This window comes from Fictibacillus sp. NRS-1165 (assembly GCF_050468105.1).
GTDB classification, from domain to species: Bacteria; Bacillota; Bacilli; order Bacillales; family Fictibacillaceae; genus Fictibacillus_C; species Fictibacillus_C terrinigri.
The window spans coordinates 39,484-57,263 of sequence record NZ_JBDPNU010000037.1; the positions used below are offsets into that span (position 1 = coordinate 39,484).

The 17,780-nt window shown below is 43.2% G+C and carries 17 protein-coding genes and 1 pseudogene; 13 read left to right on the forward strand and 5 right to left on the reverse strand.

Annotated features, from left to right (window positions below; translation table 11 throughout):
- Positions 1-137 precede the first annotated feature (137 nt).
- The 5 genes from ABHN01_RS16665 to ABHN01_RS16685 all read left to right on the forward strand — a co-directional run bounded on the left by ABHN01_RS16665 (position 138) and on the right by ABHN01_RS16685 (position 7,096).
- Complete coding sequence (locus ABHN01_RS16665; protein WP_429876459.1) at positions 138-695, forward strand: GNAT family N-acetyltransferase; 558 nt, start codon at positions 138-140, stop codon at positions 693-695.
- 79 nt (positions 696-774) lie between these two features.
- The gene (locus ABHN01_RS16670) at positions 775-2,802 is read left to right on the forward strand and encodes a penicillin-binding transpeptidase domain-containing protein (RefSeq protein WP_429876460.1); all 2,028 of its coding nucleotides are present in this window, start codon (positions 775-777) and stop codon (positions 2,800-2,802) included.
- A gap of 75 nt (positions 2,803-2,877) precedes the next feature.
- The gene (locus ABHN01_RS16675) at positions 2,878-3,639 is read left to right on the forward strand and encodes a DUF4931 domain-containing protein (protein WP_429876461.1); all 762 of its coding nucleotides are present in this window, start codon (positions 2,878-2,880) and stop codon (positions 3,637-3,639) included.
- Between the two features lie 402 nt (positions 3,640-4,041).
- Positions 4,042-5,670, forward strand: coding sequence for a long-chain fatty acid--CoA ligase (locus ABHN01_RS16680; RefSeq protein WP_429876475.1), 1,629 nt, complete (start codon positions 4,042-4,044; stop codon positions 5,668-5,670).
- Between the two features lie 58 nt (positions 5,671-5,728).
- Positions 5,729-7,096 (forward strand): sigma-54 interaction domain-containing protein, encoded by a 1,368-nt coding sequence (locus ABHN01_RS16685; RefSeq protein ID WP_429876462.1) that lies wholly within the window; start codon positions 5,729-5,731, stop codon positions 7,094-7,096.
- A gap of 93 nt (positions 7,097-7,189) precedes the next feature.
- Here ABHN01_RS16685 and ABHN01_RS16690 read toward each other — a convergent pair whose 3' ends face one another.
- On the reverse strand, positions 7,190-8,638 hold the full coding sequence (locus ABHN01_RS16690) for a PLP-dependent aminotransferase family protein (RefSeq protein ID WP_429876463.1): 1,449 nt from the start codon (positions 8,636-8,638) through the stop codon (positions 7,190-7,192).
- A 125-nt stretch (positions 8,639-8,763) separates the two neighbouring features.
- Between ABHN01_RS16690 and ABHN01_RS16695 the strand changes: the two genes are divergently transcribed.
- The 3 genes and pseudogenes from ABHN01_RS16695 (at position 8,764) to ABHN01_RS16705 (ending at position 10,034) form a co-directional block, all read left to right on the forward strand.
- Complete coding sequence (locus ABHN01_RS16695) at positions 8,764-9,375, forward strand: LysE/ArgO family amino acid transporter (protein WP_429876464.1); 612 nt, start codon at positions 8,764-8,766, stop codon at positions 9,373-9,375.
- A 94-nt stretch (positions 9,376-9,469) separates the two neighbouring features.
- Positions 9,470-9,637, forward strand: a pseudogene (locus tag ABHN01_RS16700) (sensor histidine kinase); the annotation flags it as partial.
- Positions 9,638-9,650: 13 nt separating this feature from the next.
- Entirely contained in the window at positions 9,651-10,034 is a 384-nt protein-coding gene (locus tag ABHN01_RS16705) for a hypothetical protein (RefSeq protein WP_429876477.1), read from the forward strand.
- Here ABHN01_RS16705 and ABHN01_RS16710 read toward each other — a convergent pair.
- Positions 10,029-11,249, reverse strand: coding sequence for an ATP-binding protein (locus ABHN01_RS16710; protein WP_429876465.1), 1,221 nt, complete (start codon positions 11,247-11,249; stop codon positions 10,029-10,031). The genes ABHN01_RS16705 and ABHN01_RS16710 overlap by 6 nt on opposite strands.
- A 456-nt stretch (positions 11,250-11,705) precedes the next feature.
- On the opposite strand from ABHN01_RS16710, the gene ABHN01_RS16715 reads away from it, so the two are divergent.
- The gene (locus tag ABHN01_RS16715; RefSeq protein WP_429876466.1) at positions 11,706-12,050 is read left to right on the forward strand and encodes a hypothetical protein; all 345 of its coding nucleotides are present in this window, start codon (positions 11,706-11,708) and stop codon (positions 12,048-12,050) included.
- 25 nt (positions 12,051-12,075) lie between these two features.
- On the forward strand, positions 12,076-12,423 hold the full coding sequence (locus tag ABHN01_RS16720; RefSeq protein WP_429876476.1) for a hypothetical protein: 348 nt from the start codon (positions 12,076-12,078) through the stop codon (positions 12,421-12,423).
- On the opposite strand, the gene ABHN01_RS16725 is transcribed toward ABHN01_RS16720, so the two are convergent.
- Together ABHN01_RS16725 and ABHN01_RS16730 are read right to left on the reverse strand one after the other, a co-directional pair.
- Positions 12,315-12,557: a hypothetical protein gene (locus ABHN01_RS16725; protein WP_429876467.1), complete on the reverse strand. Its 243-nt coding sequence runs from the start codon at positions 12,555-12,557 to the stop codon at positions 12,315-12,317. The two genes, ABHN01_RS16720 and ABHN01_RS16725, sit on opposite strands and share 109 nt — an antisense overlap.
- 104 nt (positions 12,558-12,661) lie before the next feature.
- Positions 12,662-13,507: a hypothetical protein gene (locus tag ABHN01_RS16730; protein WP_429876468.1), complete on the reverse strand. Its 846-nt coding sequence runs from the start codon at positions 13,505-13,507 to the stop codon at positions 12,662-12,664.
- Positions 13,508-13,680: 173 nt separating this feature from the next.
- Here ABHN01_RS16730 and ABHN01_RS16735 point away from each other — a divergent pair, with 173 nt between their 5' ends.
- Genes ABHN01_RS16735 through ABHN01_RS16745 form a run of 3 tightly spaced genes read left to right on the forward strand, consistent with a single transcriptional unit; the run spans position 13,681 to position 15,572 of the window.
- Positions 13,681-14,535, forward strand: coding sequence for a hypothetical protein (locus tag ABHN01_RS16735; RefSeq protein ID WP_429876469.1), 855 nt, complete (start codon positions 13,681-13,683; stop codon positions 14,533-14,535).
- A complete protein-coding gene (locus tag ABHN01_RS16740; protein WP_429876470.1) occupies positions 14,532-14,786 on the forward strand; it encodes a hypothetical protein in 255 nt (84 codons plus the stop codon). Before ABHN01_RS16735 ends, ABHN01_RS16740 begins: the two co-directional genes overlap by 4 nt.
- A 15-nt stretch (positions 14,787-14,801) precedes the next feature.
- Complete coding sequence (locus ABHN01_RS16745) at positions 14,802-15,572, forward strand: protein-glutamine gamma-glutamyltransferase (protein WP_429876471.1); 771 nt, start codon at positions 14,802-14,804, stop codon at positions 15,570-15,572.
- A 45-nt stretch (positions 15,573-15,617) separates the two neighbouring features.
- On the opposite strand, the gene ABHN01_RS16750 is transcribed toward ABHN01_RS16745, so the two are convergent.
- Positions 15,618-16,943 (reverse strand): murein hydrolase activator EnvC family protein, encoded by a 1,326-nt coding sequence (locus ABHN01_RS16750; protein WP_429876472.1) that lies wholly within the window; start codon positions 16,941-16,943, stop codon positions 15,618-15,620.
- Positions 16,944-17,780 lie beyond the last annotated feature (837 nt).

The following is a 17,780-nucleotide window of genomic DNA, read 5'->3' on the forward strand; positions in this document are numbered from 1 at the left end:
CACCTCTTTGCTTTGAATTTGATAGTTTGTGTTTTCCCGTTTTACCAGATTGATTAACAAGTTCATCCCAAAAAGTCATACTTTCTGTTCAGTGTGTGGTAGCATGTCAGAAAAGAGCAATTAAGGGAGGAAATGGAATGAAGGGAGCGGCAGCTCATCCACTCGTTACGGACCGTCTAATACTAAGAATGTTTGATGCGGAGCGGGATGGAGAATCATATGCCCAAGTACTGGGCCAGGACGAAGTAGGCAGGTGTTTGCCGAAAAAAGGAGCCTATACTCCTGATGAATCAAGGCGCATGATGGATTTTTTTATTAGAGGGTGGCAGAACCATGGATTCGGTACGTTTGCCGTTCAAACGAAGGATGGAGAACTGATCGGGCATTGCGGATTAAATTATGTAAAGGATTTGGATGAGGTCGAACTGTTATATGCGTTCAGCAAGGAGACCTGGGGCAAGGGCTATGCGACGGAAGCCGCACAAGCCTGTGTGAAGGATGCGTTTAAAAGGCTGCATCTCAACCGGCTGATCGGGCTGATCATGCCTGCAAACCAAGATTCAGGAAAGGTTCTAAAAAAAGTGGGGATGGTCTGGGAAAAGGATATAAGCCTATGGAATATGGAACTTCAGTATTTTAGTATGAGCGCTGAAATGGATGGGCGTTCACAAAAAGATTTCAAATACGAAAGCTGAAGTGAGGGGTTATCACTTCGATTATTTTTTTAAATGGATTAAAATAGGAATGAGAGAAGCAGTCAGGAGGGAATATCTTTTGAAATATAAGATAGTTATATTTTTTATCGTGCTGGTGCTCATGATTATCGCCGGCTGTTCAGATGGTCCCAAGCCGGAACCGAGAATAAAAGACTACATGAAAAACTGGCAGTCTATGAAGTTCGATAAAATGTACAGCATGCTTTCAGATGAAAGCAAGAAAGAGATCTCCAAGGATGAGTTTGTGAAGAAATACACAGCGATATATGGTGGCATACAAGCCCAAAACATTTCCATTAAACCCGTTATTCCGAAAGAAGAGCCTGAAGAGGACAAGAACGGGAACGTCACCTATACATATCAAGTGAAAATGGATACACTCGCAGGCCCCGTCCAATATAAGCATAAAATCAAGATGAAAGAGCAGGAAAAGAAAGATCAAAAGGATTGGTATATCAATTGGGACTACTCACAGATCTTCCCGGGAATGGCAAAGGGAGACAAGGTAAGGGTCCACACCAATAAAGCGAAGCGGGGAGAAATTCTTGACCGCAATGGGAACGGAATAGCAGTCAACGGAATGGCAGCACAGATTGGAATTGTTCCTCAAAACCTTTCTGAAAACAAAGAGGCGAGCAAGGCGCAGCTCGCAAAGATACTCGGAATCGATAAAAAGACAATCGACAACGCGCTCAACGCTTCTTGGGTACAGCCAGGATTCTTTGTCCCGATAAAAACGATTCCCGAAAAGGATCCCCGTCTTTCAAAAATCCAGAAAATCAAAGGGGTCAGCACGAAGTCCATTGAGACGAGGGTGTATCCGTATAAAGAAGCGGCATCCCATCTTACGGGATTTGTGCAGCCGATTAAAGCGGAGGAACTTGAAAAATTAAAGTCTGAAGGCTATGAATCTACGGATGTGATCGGAAGAAGAGGCCTTGAGAAATTTTATGAAAAGCAGCTTCGCGGGAAAAACGGTGGAGTAATCAGGATCGTTGATTCTGGAGAAAACGAAAAACGAACCGTAGCGAAAAAAGAAGCAGTGGACGGAAAGTCAGTAACATTGAACATCGATATGTATTTGCAGAGCGACCTCTACAATCAGATGAAAAAGGATGTCGGCACTGCTTCAGCCATCAACCCGGTGACGGGAGAAGTACTGGCTCTAGTCAACAGTCCTGGATTTGATCCGAATGACTTTGTATTGGGCATCACTGCTCCACAGTATCAGAAGCTTGAAAAAGATCCGAAGCAGCCGATGTTAAACCGCTTTGCCTATACGTATGCCCCTGGCTCAACGTTTAAGCCCATCACGGCCTCTATCGGTTTAGAGACGAATAAATTGAATCCAAACAAGGAAGTTGCCATCTCGGGGAAAAAGTGGCAGAAAAAAGGCTGGAATAATAAATTTGTAACGAGGGTTTCTGCGGTGCCATCTGTTAATCTGCAGAAAGCGCTCATGTATTCCGATAACATTTACTTTGCCCAAACGGCGCTGGCCATTGGAAAAGAAGATATGGTGAAAGGTGTGGAAAAATTTGGTTTTAATGAAGGCATGCCGTTTGACCTGGATTTTGAAAATTCTTCCCTGAAGACGGAAGAAATTGATTCAGAAGGTATGCTTGCTGATACCGGATATGGTCAGGGAAGAGTAGAAATGAACATCCTGCATCTGGGGCTTGCCTATACACCTTTTATCAATAACGGAAATTTGATTGCACCACAGTTGGTTAAAGCAGACAATCCAAAAGCGAAAGTGTGGAAGAGTAACGTCATTTCCCCGGAAACGGCCTCTAGAATCAGGAGCGATCTGGTAAAGGTGGTCGAAGATAAGAGAGGAACTGGATACAAGCCGCCATTGAAAAATATGGTGCTTGCCGGTAAGACCGGAACGGCGGAGCTGAAATCCAAAATAGGTGAAAAAGGCCAGGAAAATGGATATTTCGTAGCGTTCAACCAAGAACAGCCAAGCCTTCTCGTCTCCATGATGATTGAAAATGTTCAGGATAAAGGCGGCAGCCATTATGTGGTGCCAAAAGTAAAGAATACATTTAAATCCTATATGAAAGAAAAGCCTCTTCGTTAAGAAGAGGTTTTTCTTGCCTGAGAGTAGAAAGATAACTATGATTGCTTTCATAACACTGTACAAAGGGTGATCTCCGTGCAAACACATCTTCTGTTTAATATGAATATCGGAACACAAAAACCGGAAAGCATACGGAACACAGAAACAAAATGCCCATTTTGTGAAAGGGAAAGCCTGGCAGGAATTATTGAAGAAAAAGGAGATATCATCTGGCTTAAGAACAAGTACCCTGTACTTGCCAATGCGTTCCAGACCGTTATCATTGAAACGAAGGAGTGCTACTCCGAGCTGTCTCAGTATACAAAAGACAATCTGTATGATCTCTTTGAATTTGGCCTTTCTGCATGGGAAAAGACCATCCGCAGCGGTGAATACCAATCCGTGATCTTCTTTAAAAACCATGGGCCGTATTCTGGCGGAACGCTCCGCCACCCGCATATGCAAATCATTGGATTTAAAGAAGCTGATTATCATCAGAATATCCATCCTTCACAATTTGAAGGAATCATCATTGAAAAGCAGCCGGGCATGGAATTCAATATATCTACAAAGCCGAAAATGGGATTCTATGAACTCAACATTCTGCTTGAAGACCGGAGCAAAGTGAAGGAGCTCGCTGATTACATTCAACTCTCCGCACACTTCCTGCTGAACGGCTTCAGCAAGACATGCAACAGCTATAATCTTTTCTTTTATCAATGGGAAGAAAAAATCATTGCCAAGGTCGTTCCGCGATTTGCCGCTTCACCGCTGTATGTTGGTTATTCCTTCCCGCAGGTGGCAAGCAATATCGATGCTGTAGCTGAAAAGATCAAACAAATGTATCTGCAGATGTAGAGATGAAAGGGAATAATAAGGCCACAAGACCTTGAGCAAAGCGTTTCGTTCGTGCGAGCGCTTTTTTTGTTGCTTTTTCCTGAAACATTGTGCAGAAAAATGGCCTGCTGCCCTTGCCCGACAAAAATTCCAAAAAGAAATGGATGAAACCTGCCCCTGTTCCTGTTAAACCCATCCCGGTTCCAACACCGTGCCGTATTTAAAAAAATAGTGTGAAAAACCAAAAGGCGATTCATGTTTTTTGGTTTTTTTTGTGGGCATTTACTCCCATAGAAGACTTTTCCAAAAAAGAAACAAGGGATTTTTGCAAGTGTGGTGAAGTAGTAAACTAGGTACAAATGAGGACTGCAGCAGCAGAATCAGGGGATCGAATCTATTATTTTCTAAGGGAGGAATTTAATGATGATGAATGTGCCTTTAAGAGTGACAGCCATGATGGAGCATGCGGAAGCATTTTTTCCAAAGAAGACAGTGGTCAGCCGGACAGCTTCCGGGATCAGAACGTTTACGTACCGTGAAATCGCAAACAGGACGAGAAGACTGAGCAGTGCGCTTAAAAAGATTGGCGTTCAAAAGGGGGACAAAGTGGGGACGCTGGCCTGGAACCATCACCGCCACTTGGAGGCCTATTTTGCCATCCCAGGGGCCGAGGCCATTCTTCATACCATTAATATCCGCCTTTCTCCCGCTCACATCGCATACATCATTAATCATGCCGAAGATAAGGTTCTACTCATTGATCAGGACATCCTGCCGCTGATTGAAAAGTTAAAAGATGAAATCGCCGTTGTTAAAGCGTTTATCTTGATGACAGATGAGCAGGAGCTGCCGGCTTCATCGCTTGAACCGCTGTATCATTATGAAAAACTGCTGGAAGAAGGAGAACCATCATTTACTTTTAATCCGGATATTGATGAAAACGAACCGGCAGGGATGTGTTATACGTCAGCCACGACCGGAAATCCAAAGGGAGTCATCTATACTCACCGAGGGATCGTTCTGCACAGCATGGCACTCGGGCTTGCAGATGGCGGCAGTGTATCTGAGTCAGACATCTGCATGCCGGTTGTTCCCATGTTCCATGTGAACGCGTGGGGGCTTCCCTTTGCGGCGGTCTGGTTCGGAACGACTCAGGTGCTTCCTGGGCCGCAGTTTACGCCAAAGCTGCTTGCACAACTGATCGAACGGGAAAAAGTGACGATCACCGCAGGAGTTCCAACCATCTGGCTTGGCCTTTTAAAAGAACTGGATGAAGGGAACTATGATACAGGAAGCCTCCGATCTATTTTATGCGGCGGTTCCGCAGCACCTAAAGGAATGATCAAAGCGTTTGAAACAAGGCACAATATTCCGTTTGCCCATGCATACGGGATGACAGAAACAAGCCCGCTTGTTATTTTTTCACGGATTAAAAGTTATCAGCAGGACTTGGACTATGAAGAAAAGCTTAACATTCGGGCCAAGCAGGGTTACCTTGTTCCCGGTGTGGAGATGAGAGTGAAAGGTGCATCTGGAGACGTCAAATGGGATGGGAACGAGATGGGTGAACTGCTCCTGCGGGGCAACTGGATCGCCGATGAATATTACGGTGATGAAAACCGTTCGGCCTTTGAAGAGGGATGGCTGCATACAGGAGATGTTGTCACCGTCGATGAGGAAGGAACGATAAAAATCGTCGACCGTACGAAAGATTTAATAAAGAGCGGAGGCGAATGGATCTCTTCTGTCGATCTTGAAAACGCTCTCATTGCGCATGACGATATTTATGAAGCGGCAGTGGTTGCTGTACCCAATCCGCAATGGCAGGAAAGGCCGGTTGCCTGTGTCGTACTAAAAGATAAAGCAAAAGGCAAAGTAACAAAGGAAGATATCAAAGAATACTTACAACCTCAATTTGCAAAATGGTGGATACCCGACGATGTACTGTTTATGGATGAAATACCAAAAACGTCTGTCGGCAAGTTTCTAAAAAGAGCGTTGAGGGACCAGGTGAAAGACCATTATGCCGGGGCTCAAACATTGGAAAAATAAGTGGAGAGCCGCCTTGTTCCGATAAGGCGGCTTCTTTCTTAAAGAAGAGGTGTCAGGGTTGCTGCTTACTGAAAATCAATTTAAGGATGAACTGCTTGAAACCATACTTGATAATGCCTTCCATTGTGTCGTTGTTGTGGATGTAGATGGCGTCATCACGTATATCAATAAAGCCTATTGTGATTTTATAAAAGTAGATCAAATGGAATCGATCGGGAAGCATGTTACAGATGTCATTGAAAATACCCGTATGCATATCGTCGCCAGAACAGGTAAAGAAGAGATCGCCGATCTGCAACACATTGAAGGAAACTATATGATTGCAGACCGCATCCCGATCTTTCGGAACGGACAGACTGTCGGAGCGGTGGGAACGGTTACTTTCCGGGATACCGAAGAATGGCGAACGATGAATTCCCACATTAAAAATCTCTTAACGGAGCTGGAGTACTACCGAAATGTGCAGGAGGAAAATACAGGCGCCAAGTACTCCCTGCATGATATTGTGGGGAAATCCGCACCGATCATCGTACTGAAGGAGCGCATCAAAAAAATTGCTACCAGTGAAGTATCCGTGCTGATACGAGGGGAGAGCGGCACCGGCAAGGAATTATTTGCCCATAGCATCCATCAGCTCAGTGAACGAAGCAATAAGCCGTTCATTAAAGTAAACTGCGGGGCCATACCGGAGCATTTGCTCGAATCAGAACTTTTTGGGTACGAAGAAGGAGCTTTTACCGGTGCAAAAAAAGGCGGAAAGCTCGGGAAGTTTCAGTTGGCAGACGGGGGGACGCTTTTACTGGATGAGATCGGTGATATGCCGATGCACATGCAGGTCAAGCTGCTTCGTGTCCTTCAGGAAAAAGAAGTAGAGGCGGTTGGCGGTGTAAAACCGGTTAAAGTCGATGTCCGCGTGCTAGCGGCGACAAACAAACCTTTAGAAAAGATGGTAGAGGAACAGCGGTTTCGTGAAGATTTATTTTACCGGATCAATGTCATCCAGATCAATATTCCTTCACTTCGCGAGCGGCCGGAAGACATCGAACAGCTGTCACAGCATTTTCTTCAAAAAATCAATAAGCGGACAGGCAGAAGAATCCTCGGGATGCATAAGGACGTCACCCGCCTTTTCGCTAAACATAACTGGCCAGGCAATGCCCGCGAACTTGAGAACGTCATGGAAGCGGCAGTCCACCTATGCCAAAGAGAGTGGATTACAAACGACGCTCTCCCTGATTACATGAAAGAAGATTCGACCATGGAACTGGGGACGAAAAGTCTGAAGGAAATACTCGAAGACACCGAAAAAAGAGTGCTGCAGGCCGCATTAAGGGAACATCACGGCGACAAGCTTCAAGCCGCGAAGAGCCTCGGGATCGGGAAAACGAGCCTGTATGACAAGCTGAAGAAGTATGGAATGGTGTAATCCAAAGGTGACGCTAGCTGACATACTCGGTGTTGACAGTATTTTTGAATGCTCCCGCAAAGGGGGTTGATCGGGCTGATCCCCGATTGAGTTTTATGACAAATCTCTAATAAGCTCTGCGATCCTTTTTAGTCCTTTTTCTAATTGATGGAGGGAGGCGAATGAATAAGAGATCCGGATGTGCTTATGGTCATTGCGGTCATAAATATAGCCAGGGTTTAATAAGATTCCTTCCTTTAGAGCCTTTTTAAATAGTTTCTCAGTTGAAATCTGAGGATTGATCTTGAGCCAGACGTAATAACCCCCTTCAGGGAAATCCCAAGTGGCCAGATCCATAAAATGTTTATTCAGGATCTGAACCGTAAAGTCTCTCCGGTATTTTAAATCTTTTCGAATTTTTTGCAAGTATGCTGTATATCGTTCGTTTGACAGCCATTCGGCCACCGTGAATTGTGACAGAGAAGATGACCCATAATCCGTTTGCATTTTGATATCGGATAATCGATTGATCACGGGCTCGGGACCTACAACCCATCCGATTCGAAAACCAGGACCTAATGTTTTAGACATGCTTCCCATATATAAGACAAGCCCTTGATTATCTAATGATTTTAAGGGGTTAGGGGGCGGGTTCTCAAACCACAAATCACCATATACATCATCCTCAATAATGGGGATTTGTTCATTCTGGCATATTTTCAGCAATTCCATTCTACGTCGTGCTGACATGACTCTCCCTGTTGGGTTTTGAAAAGAGGGAATCGTATACAGCAAAGCTCCATTAAAGCTCTTTTTTAACCGGCCGATCGAATGCGTCACCATTCCTTCGCGATCCATGGGAATACTCAGCAGATTCATGCCAGCTGATTGAAAGACATGGACTGAATTCAGGTACGAAGGCGATTCTTGAAAAATAGCTGAACCTCGGTGCAGCAAACCAAGAGAGATTAATTGCAGCCCCTTAAGGCCTCCAGAAACAATCAAGATAGAGGAGGGAGAAGCATCGATCCCTTTTGATTGTAAATGTAAACTAATCATCTCTCTTAGAAAGAAGTTTCCCTTTGGTTCCGAATAACCGAGAGTAAAGTGACTGGACTGTTTACTTTGAAACAGTTCTTTTGTTTGTTCTGTTGGTAATAACTCCGGAGAGAGCTCTCCGGTCCCCAAACGAATGGTGTCCGGCTTGGATTCCGCAATATTAATATACTGGATGGTTTGTATATTAGGGTAATAGGCTCCAGACTCCACATAACTGCTCCAATTGGGAGGAGGGGCTGAAGTGAGTAAACTCCATGTATTATTGATGACAAACGTTCCTTTTCCCACTCTTGACTCAATCAATCCATCTGCTGCGAGTTCATCAAGAGCAAATACAATTGTACTGCGGTTCACGTTGAATCTTGAAGCAAGGTCACGCTGGGGTGGAATCTTTGTTCCAACCGTCCATTCTCCGTTTTCTATTTTTTGTTTGATAAATTCATATATTTGACGGTGAAGGGGAGTGGCAGAAACTTTGCTTGGTACCCATTCATTTTCAGACATGATGGACCTCTTCTTTTTTCTATTATTATAATGGATTGGTTGGGTAGGTATCCATCCAATTGGTTGGAGACGAATCCATTCTCATGAATTACACTCGGTGTAACGTGGTTTTAGGAGGAGAAGGAATGTTTGAAGCAATTATTCATGGTTGTATATTATCTTTGGGCCTGATCCTGCCGCTAGGGATGCAAAATATATTCATATTCAATCAGGGTGCAGCTCAACCAAGATTTTTATGGGTACTTCCAGCAATCATTACGGCGTCTGTATGTGACTCGGTCCTGATTGCACTGGCGGTGTTAGGCGTTTCCGTGGTTGTTCTTGGTTCGTTCTGGATAAAGGTTACTCTGCTGTCCGCCGGGGTCCTCTTTTTAGTTTATATGGGTTTTGTTACTTGGAGAAGCAATCCTAGTGTGAAGCAAGATGAAACCCTATTATATCAACCCAAAAAGCAGATTGCTTTTGCCTTGTCTGTGTCATTGCTAAACCCGCATGCCATTCTGGATACAGTAGGTGTAATTGGAACCAGTTCCTTACGTTTTTCCGGTACGGAAAAAATAGCTTTTGCTCTGGCGTGTATAGTCATTTCATGGATTTGGTTTACGGGTTTGGGTATTGCAGGGGGAATCATCGGAAAGGTGGATAGTACAGGACATTTTATTAAGGTCTTAAACAAACTATCAGCCATTGTGATGTGGAGTACTGCTGTCTATATTGGTTCTTCCATTTTAAAATGAATGCGATAAAAAAGCGCTTAGAAGATTCCTAAGCGTTTTATCTTTTGCTTTCATCCATTAATGGTATGTATTGTTCAGAGACGGTAAAATAAAAATGCCGTATTCGGTCTACAAGGAATTGTTCGAGCATTTAAGGCTGCTTGGAAACACACTGCACAAAAACGAAAAGGATCTGCAGAATTCTGAAAGAGCAAAACGGGAATGGATTCAAGGGATTTCACACGATTTAAAAACACCTTTAACCTATATATCCGGTTATTCGACGATGCTGATCAATGCCGAGTATCGGTGGAGTAAAGAGGAACAGAGGGAATTCAGCAGTGCCCCTTGGGCAGCGATGGATTCCCTTTTTGGCTGGAAAACGTGTCCCCACTGCTTTGGCCGTTGTTCCTGCTGCAGTTGTCTCTGTTATGTTGACCACTACTGGTACTCGAATCGTCCTCGATTTCTTTGTCAGCGGTGATTATACAAATTGGGGGGCATCCACCCCGCTCCTGCTGTCCAATATGGGGGACTGCAATAGGTTCCGCGACGATCCTCTATTATTACAGGAGAAAAGGGATTTGCAATCAATGCGGACAATAGATGGAAGGACTCCAAATCTGTTGGCGATCGGCTGGGCTGTTGTTTATACAGCTCTCTTTTTCATTCCGTCATAATAATGTACTTAATTGCTTTTTATAATGTTTGTTAGAATACGGTATCTTGATTTCTATCGTTGTTCCCTCCAGGACTTTGCTCTTGATTGTTAAAAGACCATTATGGTTTTCGATAATTTTGCAGCAAATCATTAATCCCAGGCCGGTTCCTTTTTCCTTGGTTGTATAAAATGGTTCTCCAAGAGTAGGGATTCTTTCCTCAGGAATCCCTATGCCTTCATCAATAATTTTAATAGAAACCATTTCTCCTTCTTTTTTTAACTTAACCATAATCACACCACCATCAGGCATGGCTTCTATAGCATTCATAAGCAGATTAAGAAAAACTTGTTTTATTTGATTTTTATCGCAATGCGATAGTGGAAGATCAGGCTCGTATTCTTCTAATATCATAATGTTGCTTGCATCAGCTTGGGTTTGGATCATGGTAATGACTTCTTTTAGTACAAGCATCATATTTTGCTCAATAAATACAAGATCCCTGGGTTTTGCAAGGACAAGAAGATCGCCAACAATACCATTGATTCTATCAATCTCATCCAAAACAATGGAAACATACTCTTCTTCTCGCTGGTTAACTTTGATGAGTTGAATAAATCCCTTGACAGAAGTCAATGGATTCCTTATCTCATGTGCAATTCCGGCTGCCATTTGGCCCAGCAAAGCCAGCTTCTCTGATTTTTGCAGAAGACGATTCGTTTCCTCCTGTCTTGCCGTAACATCTTTTATGACGGAAAGGATGGCCTTATTTTTGCCAAACACAATCTTGAGCGAGGAAAGTTCCAAGAATGAGATAACACCTTGATTTTCGACTTTGACTTCAAAAGTATTTAAAGGCTGATTTTCTGTATCTTTTAATAAACGTTCCACATGTTCGGGTGCGACAAAGTCATATAGGGATTTCCCTATAACATCTTCCTTTCTGCCCGCTCCCCACATTTGAGCCGCGGCTTGATTGATGTAAATCATGGCTGTGTTTCGATGAATAATCACTGCCTCAGGCAATGCATCGATCAAGGTTTTATAACTCTCTTCATTTGCCCGAGCGTTTTTACTATTTTCTCTAGCAGTATCATACTGCCATCCAACGAGCCATGCAATCACTGTGAAGATCATAAAATCAAAGGTGAAAAAAGGCTCATCGCTCAAAACTTTTTGATAGGCAGTAAAAGCGATCGAAAGGCAAACTAAGGTTACTTGTCCGACTTTTTTCATCCCAGGCTCTCCATTTACGCATTTTATTTTTATTTTATCATATCGTCAGAAAATTTCGTAAAATAAGGTCTATTAAAAAGACGTGCTGCCATCGCACGTCTTATTTCTATCCGATAACTTTTATGGATTTTGACTCATCAGGATTCCACATTCCAGCTACGGCTGCATTTGGCAGGGTCATGAATTTTTTTTAAAATCAGCCTTGCACAAGAGAAGCCCGGGGAGATATTCCCCGGGCTTCTTCTTATATATCATGCTCCTATCTCGCATTCCTTTGCCATGGAAAGTGTGTACTAAAACAGTTTCACCATTAATAGGATTTTATAGATGCAAAGGGGGGGATCGTATGGATCCGTATCGTGTCATAGGAAAAAGTGTGCCAAAGAAAGAAAGCTGGGATAAAGTCTCCGGCAGAGTAAAGTATGTGGATGACAATCAAGAGGTGGTACATTGCATGTGAAGCTGCTGACGAGTCACTATGCGCATGCGTATATAAAGAAGGTTGACACAGAGGAGGCGCGGAAGGTACAGGGAGTGCATGCGATTGTGACGGGTAAAGACTATCCGCTTTTAATTGGGACCACAATCAAGGACCGTCCATTGCTGGCTTTTGACAAGGTAAGGTATTATGGGGAGCCGATTGCAATGGTGATCGCAGATACGGAAGCCATAGCCATTCAGGCTGTCACATTAATACAAGTAAAATATGAACTGCTGCCTGTCGTAAACTCTTCTCTGCAAGCGTATCAAAAGGGCGCTCCTCTTGTTCATGAACGATTAAGCGTGTGTAAGGATAGCTGACCGTACATCACGGAACCAGATCACGCTGGGAGGAAACCTTGCCAGTGACATCATCTACCGCGAAGCCGTACTCCCCTTGCTGCTCACTGATGCTACGATTGTGATCGCAGGCATTGACGGAATTCGCCACGTACCCATTCATCAAATATTCAACGAAACGCTGTGCTTAAACCCGGGAGAATTTGTCGTACAAATTATAGCGGATTCACAATATACAAAGATGCCTTTTGTGATCGAGAAAAAAAGAAAGAGCGAGAGGGTAGATTATCCGCTTCTCACTCTGGCCGTATTAAAAACGGATAGCTCCATTCGGGCTGGGTTTAGTGGTTTGTGTGCTTTTCCATTCCGTTCTTCTGCCATGGAGATTGTATAAATTGGAATAGTACCTATAGGCGTAATTTGCTTTGGGGTTGGATCCAGCACAACAGGAACAGGAGGAAGATGGGTAGGTACCACTCCATTGCTTCTTCCATCGATTCGATTACTTTTATATTTTTTAGAAGCCATTTCATCACTCCTGACATAAAAGGTGGTAATATTCAATATATACAGGAGTGATGAATTGGTTTGGACATTCATCTACATTCACTTCAGAGAGGCTTGATTCTTTTCTATTGCCCCTTCTCTACCTCACTGATCTTCCACGAAGACCATGGAGATAACCTCACTATTGTAATGTTCAGCTTCACTTTTTCTGCTCCCTCATTCTTTCTATAAATGATGGCTTTTACCGGGACGACGGTTTTGACGGTCAGATGCTTATCTGATTTCTTTCCTCGAATATCGTAATGAATAGCTGTAATCCCGCGTGCCGATTTCAGAAGATTCATGCGTACTCTTCCTTTCTCAGGCAGAACAGGCTTCATCAAATCTGTATCGTTCTCTTTCAGTGACAGTAAATACATTTCAGCCACCTGATGTGGATTGGCATGATGAGCGTAGTCGTCCAGCTTGCCGCCAGCTTTTAAAATCATCATTTTATGGGATGGATCAGCGTTCCTCGTTCGATGTGTGGTGCTGCCCGCAAAGTGAATGCAAAAATGCCCTGGGAAACCATTTTGCAGGGCCCCGTGTCCATGTGGCATACCATGCATGGAAGCCGCCAGCATTTTTCCTTTTACAGGGATCAGGATCGCTCTTCTTCGCCAGCTCCATTTTCCGTTATAAAGATGTTTCAATACCGCTGTATCCTTATAGGTTAAGGGCTGGACATCAGCGTGCTTGTTTCCTGCACGCCGCTGAACGGAAAAATAGAAGCCGGTTTCCAAATCAATCACTTTAAATTTGCTTCCTCTAGGGAGGAGTTTATCCACCTTTGTCCATCTCATGATTTTTCCTTTATCTGGAACAGGGTAGACTGTGAATGGAAACTCACCCGAGGCTGCCGAATGGATGGGCATCGTTAACAACACAATGATTAGAACTAGCAAAGCTGCACTGTATTTTTGTTTGAACATGCTATTCTCTCCTTGGAATGATCATCTTCTTTTAATATGTCAAGGAATGTTAAAAATAAACGAAATTTAACATTATTGGCGATAATTTTTAAGAACCGTGCAAAAGTCCTAAATTTGTAACAATTCTGAACTAAATATCGTCCATTCTTTTTAAAGGAAAAAGGGGGGATAGAATGGCGATTTTACGAAAAATGTTGATACAATTTTTGCTGACTGTGGTTTCCATCGTCTTGATCAGTGGCTTACCGGATCTTTTTCTTACAAAGAACGTGTCCTCTTATTGGGAAAAGATAAAAGACGTGAGTGTGTCTTTGCTTCATCCAGGACATCTACAATACATACCGTTTAAGCAGCCAAGACCTTTATTCCGGGATTTTTTGGATCCATATTTTTATTCAATAACCATTCTTCTCACTGCATTTCTTCTGGCATTTTTTCTTGCTCAGGTGCTGGCATGGATGACGATGACGCTGCCAGAGCGGGTGAGGGCTGTGATAAAAAATTTACTGACGCTATTGGAGTCTCTTCCTGATCTGCTCGTCTTTGCGCTCGTACAAATGTTTATCGTGTTCTTTTATAAGCAGACGAGCATTCTTTTGTCTGATGTTGCTTCACTCGGTGAACAGCGGATTTATGTTATTCCAATCATGTGCCTTATGATCCTGCCGTTTATTTATTTTTATAAAATGATGGTCCTGCTGTCAGAGGAAGAAAGCAAAATGCCCTATTTCGATTTCAGCCGGGCGAAAGGACTGCGAAGAACGTACGTGTTGTTATTTCACGTGACACGGAATACATATGAAACCCTTTTTCATTTTTCAAAGACCGTCCTGTGGTTTATGATCTCCAATCTGCTTCTTGTGGAATGGATTTTTAATATTGATGGGATCACATATTACCTTTATTCCGATTTCAGGCCTGAGATCATGGCTGTTATCTTGGTTTTTCTTGCTATTCCGTTTTTCGTTTTCTTCGGATTCCTTGAGTTTTTGTTGTCCATTCGCTTGAGGCGGGAGGCGGGGGCATGATCAGAAGCATAAAGTTTTGGGCTGGGTGCATTGTGCTGGCTGCTCTTGTCGGTTCCAGTCTGGTTCATCAGATGGTTTTTGACAGCAAAATTAAAAAGGTGCCGGTTTTATCCCGGCTGGCGCTGAACAATTTACATTTATTAATGAAAAAGGGGCATAGCGCCTCTTTTTGTTTTTTCGGGCTTATCGCACTGGGCCAAGTAATCACCTTTCTCCATACGTCCCCATATCTTGTATATTATCCTGTGTGAACAGGGGGGCTAAAGTTGATCTATGTAAAAAGAACGCAGATTCATTCAATAGAGGAAATACCGGGGTCAGGACAGTTTTCAGAGGCCCAAAGGGGAACGGCCCTTAAGCTTGTGAACGGCAGGGAGTCCTTTTTTTACGATAATCCCCGCCAGCTTCAGTTTGAGATTACCTACCGCGCCAACATTGTATCATCAGCTTATGCATTGAAAAACAGCGGAGCAAGGTTTGCGACGTTTACAACAGCTAAGGCCAACCGAAACTTCTGGATTCTGACCGCGTATGGCGGATTTCTCATCAGGCCTGATGTCACACCAGCGGATGCCATTACCGATATATTCGTCCAGGGGCGAAAATATGGTTTTGAGTGTACGACTGCCATGATGATCATTCTTTATAAGGCGCTGCTTGAAACGATCGGCCCGTCGACATTCAACCAGCTGTTCAGGGGGCTTCTGTTATGGAGTACCGAGCATGATGAAGACCTTCAGCTAACATCAGTCTACCAAGGAGATTCTCTGCCTGGGGATATCCGTTATATCCAGAACCCCGAGTTCCACCCGGCGACACCGCAGTGGCAGGGTGAGAATCTTATTGACCTGGGAAACGGCATGTTTTTTGGGCACGGGATTGGAACAGGGATGATCGGGGAGTTTATTGAAGTCCTCAACCAAAGAAGAAGGCCAGGCGCAACGACTTCTGCCTTCCTCACGAAACAGATCATCCGCCCAAATTTCAGAAGAATGGCAGAATATACGGGCCATCCGCTTCGCCGTTTGCTCGTATAAAAAGAACTGGCAGAATTCATTCAGCCAGTTCTTTTTTGCATGTTGTTATTGAATGTAAGGAAGTGGATTAACTGCATTGGTCTTGTTGATATTCCATGGCCCTTTGTGAAGCTCAAAGTGGAGATGCTGGCCATAAGAATGTCCGGTGTTACCCATATGTCCAAGGGTTTGCCCCTGAGAGACGGTTTGTCCTGTGCTGACTGCACGGTCTCTCATATGTGCATAAACCGTTGTATAAAGCTGTCCATCGATGTAATGGGACAGGAATACCACGTTGCCATACGTAGACGATGTGTATGAGCGTGCTACCGTTCCAGATGCAGAAGCATGAATCGGAACATAGCCAGCCTTGGCGATATCAATGCCTGCATGAAACTTATTCCATCTTGAACCGAGCTGAGAAGTGACATAGCCAGCTGATGGGAAGATGAAAGCTCTGGCTGCACTTGGTGCTTCATAGGAAGGCTCAGGCTTTGGTGCTGGAGCAGGTGCCGGAGACGAATGATGGGAAGGCTGTTTTGCTCTTTCCCTTGCCGCCCGTTCAGCGGCCGCTTTTTGTTCGGCTGCACGTTTTGCGGCGGCTGCCTTCTCTGCTGCTTCACGGCGTGCGCGTTCAGCTGCTTCTTTTTTAGCGCGGGCAATCTCAGCTTTAATCGCTTTCTCCTGATCCGCTAGAAGTGCGTCTTTCTCTTCTAGTTTACCAATGTCATCATGAAGATGCGCCTCTTCACTTTTAAGGCTCTTCATAATTTTGTTTTTCTTCACTTTCTGGGCTTTTAACTGGCTGTTAAGAGAATTTAATTCTGATAGTTTGCTGTTTAATGAGGCAAGCTGTGTTTCTACCTGCCCCTTCTTTTTCTCTACTTCTGCTTTATCGCGTTTATGTTCTTCTAGAATCGTCTTGTCCTGTTCAGCGATGATGTTCAGGCTGATCATACGGTCAAGGAAATCTCCAAATCCTTGAGAGCCGAGAAGAACCTCAATATATTTTATCGCACCGCCGTTTTCGTACATGTTACGGACACGATTCTTTAACAGGGCGTCACGTTCTTCAATTCGCTTTTCCAGAACAGCAATCTCTTTTTTGAGCTGCTCGATGTTTGCTTTTGTTTCTGCGATTTCATTTCTCTTTGTCTCGATATCGCTGGCTGTTTTTTTCAAAGAGGCATCAAGCTTGTCCAGTTCTTTAAGAAGCTGATCCTGTTCACCCTGAACCTCTTTAACTTGTTTGTTTTTCTTTGATTTTTCAATATGGTTCTCAGCTTGTTTCTGTTGGATTTCCTTCAATGTTTCAGCGGATGCTGAGCTATATGTAAATCCGGTTAGACCAATGGTTAATGATAAAGCAGCTGTTAAAAACTTCTTTCTCAACTATTTTTCCCCCTCATTGTGAAAATGTTACCAATCTATTAATCACAAAGGTAATTATAGCACTTAGGAGCAGGATAATTTTGTGAAATAATATTACAGTTATATTTCAAATTGTTACAAAATACGACAGTTAAACGACAGGAAGTTCTTTTTTACTAATAAAGGAATTTTTATAGGAATAAAACAGACTGTAGGGTATTTTTATAAAAAGCCCCAAAGAGGAGTCATTACGCATGGATCAACTGCTGACGATGAGGTTTTAGGTAGATTTAATTAAAAAGTTGATTAAAAACATAATGAATTGTAAAAAGGCCGATTATCCTATGTAAAAGGATCATCGGTCTTTTTGCTCTTTTATAATATCTAAACTTTTATTTAACCAACAAATGTAATTTTCCTCACGTGAAATAGCTTTTGTAAAACCAGGTAGTGACCTGATTCTGCCGCATCAAAATTTATTGGATCCTTTACCATTCCATTTTTAGACAGGATGATTTTTTCAGTTCTTATTTTTAATGGTTATTAAATAAGACTGGTATTTCTTCTTTCGGGATATTTTAAAAATATAAACGTAGGCAGAGATATCCTTTTCCGTTTCAATATTGTCATCCACTCCTAAAAGAACATTACACGTCCACATTCTTTTCAATAGCCTGTTGTTATTCTAACGGAGGAGTTTCCAATAACTTACGGGTTTTATTATGTTCATACAGGGGATATAGACACTCGGGTTATTAACAACAATGTTTTTTTGTTGGAGGCTTGTTGTAAATCAACTTCAGTGCCACACCACGGTCTTTAATCCCGTGGCGTAAATAATAAATTAATCCTTGCTTT

Excerpts from the sequence above, each read along its gene's own strand:
- ABHN01_RS16695 (WP_429876464.1), top strand. The coding sequence starts at position 8,764 with ATGTTTGAAGCAATTATTCATGGTTGTATATTATCTTTGGGCCTGATC.
- ABHN01_RS16730 (WP_429876468.1), bottom strand. The coding sequence starts at position 13,507 with ATGTTCAAACAAAAATACAGTGCAGCTTTGCTAGTTCTAATCATTGTG.
- ABHN01_RS16665 (WP_429876459.1), top strand. The coding sequence starts at position 138 with ATGAAGGGAGCGGCAGCTCATCCACTCGTTACGGACCGTCTAATACTA.
- ABHN01_RS16725 (WP_429876467.1), bottom strand. The coding sequence starts at position 12,557 with ATGGCTTCTAAAAAATATAAAAGTAATCGAATCGATGGAAGAAGCAAT.
- ABHN01_RS16690 (WP_429876463.1), bottom strand. The coding sequence starts at position 8,638 with ATGTCTGAAAATGAATGGGTACCAAGCAAAGTTTCTGCCACTCCCCTT.
- ABHN01_RS16680 (WP_429876475.1), top strand. The coding sequence starts at position 4,042 with ATGATGAATGTGCCTTTAAGAGTGACAGCCATGATGGAGCATGCGGAA.
- ABHN01_RS16705 (WP_429876477.1), top strand. The coding sequence starts at position 9,651 with ATGCCGAGTATCGGTGGAGTAAAGAGGAACAGAGGGAATTCAGCAGTG.
- ABHN01_RS16710 (WP_429876465.1), bottom strand. The coding sequence starts at position 11,249 with ATGAAAAAAGTCGGACAAGTAACCTTAGTTTGCCTTTCGATCGCTTTT.
- ABHN01_RS16740 (WP_429876470.1), top strand. The coding sequence starts at position 14,532 with ATGATCAGAAGCATAAAGTTTTGGGCTGGGTGCATTGTGCTGGCTGCT.
- ABHN01_RS16735 (WP_429876469.1), top strand. The coding sequence starts at position 13,681 with ATGGCGATTTTACGAAAAATGTTGATACAATTTTTGCTGACTGTGGTT.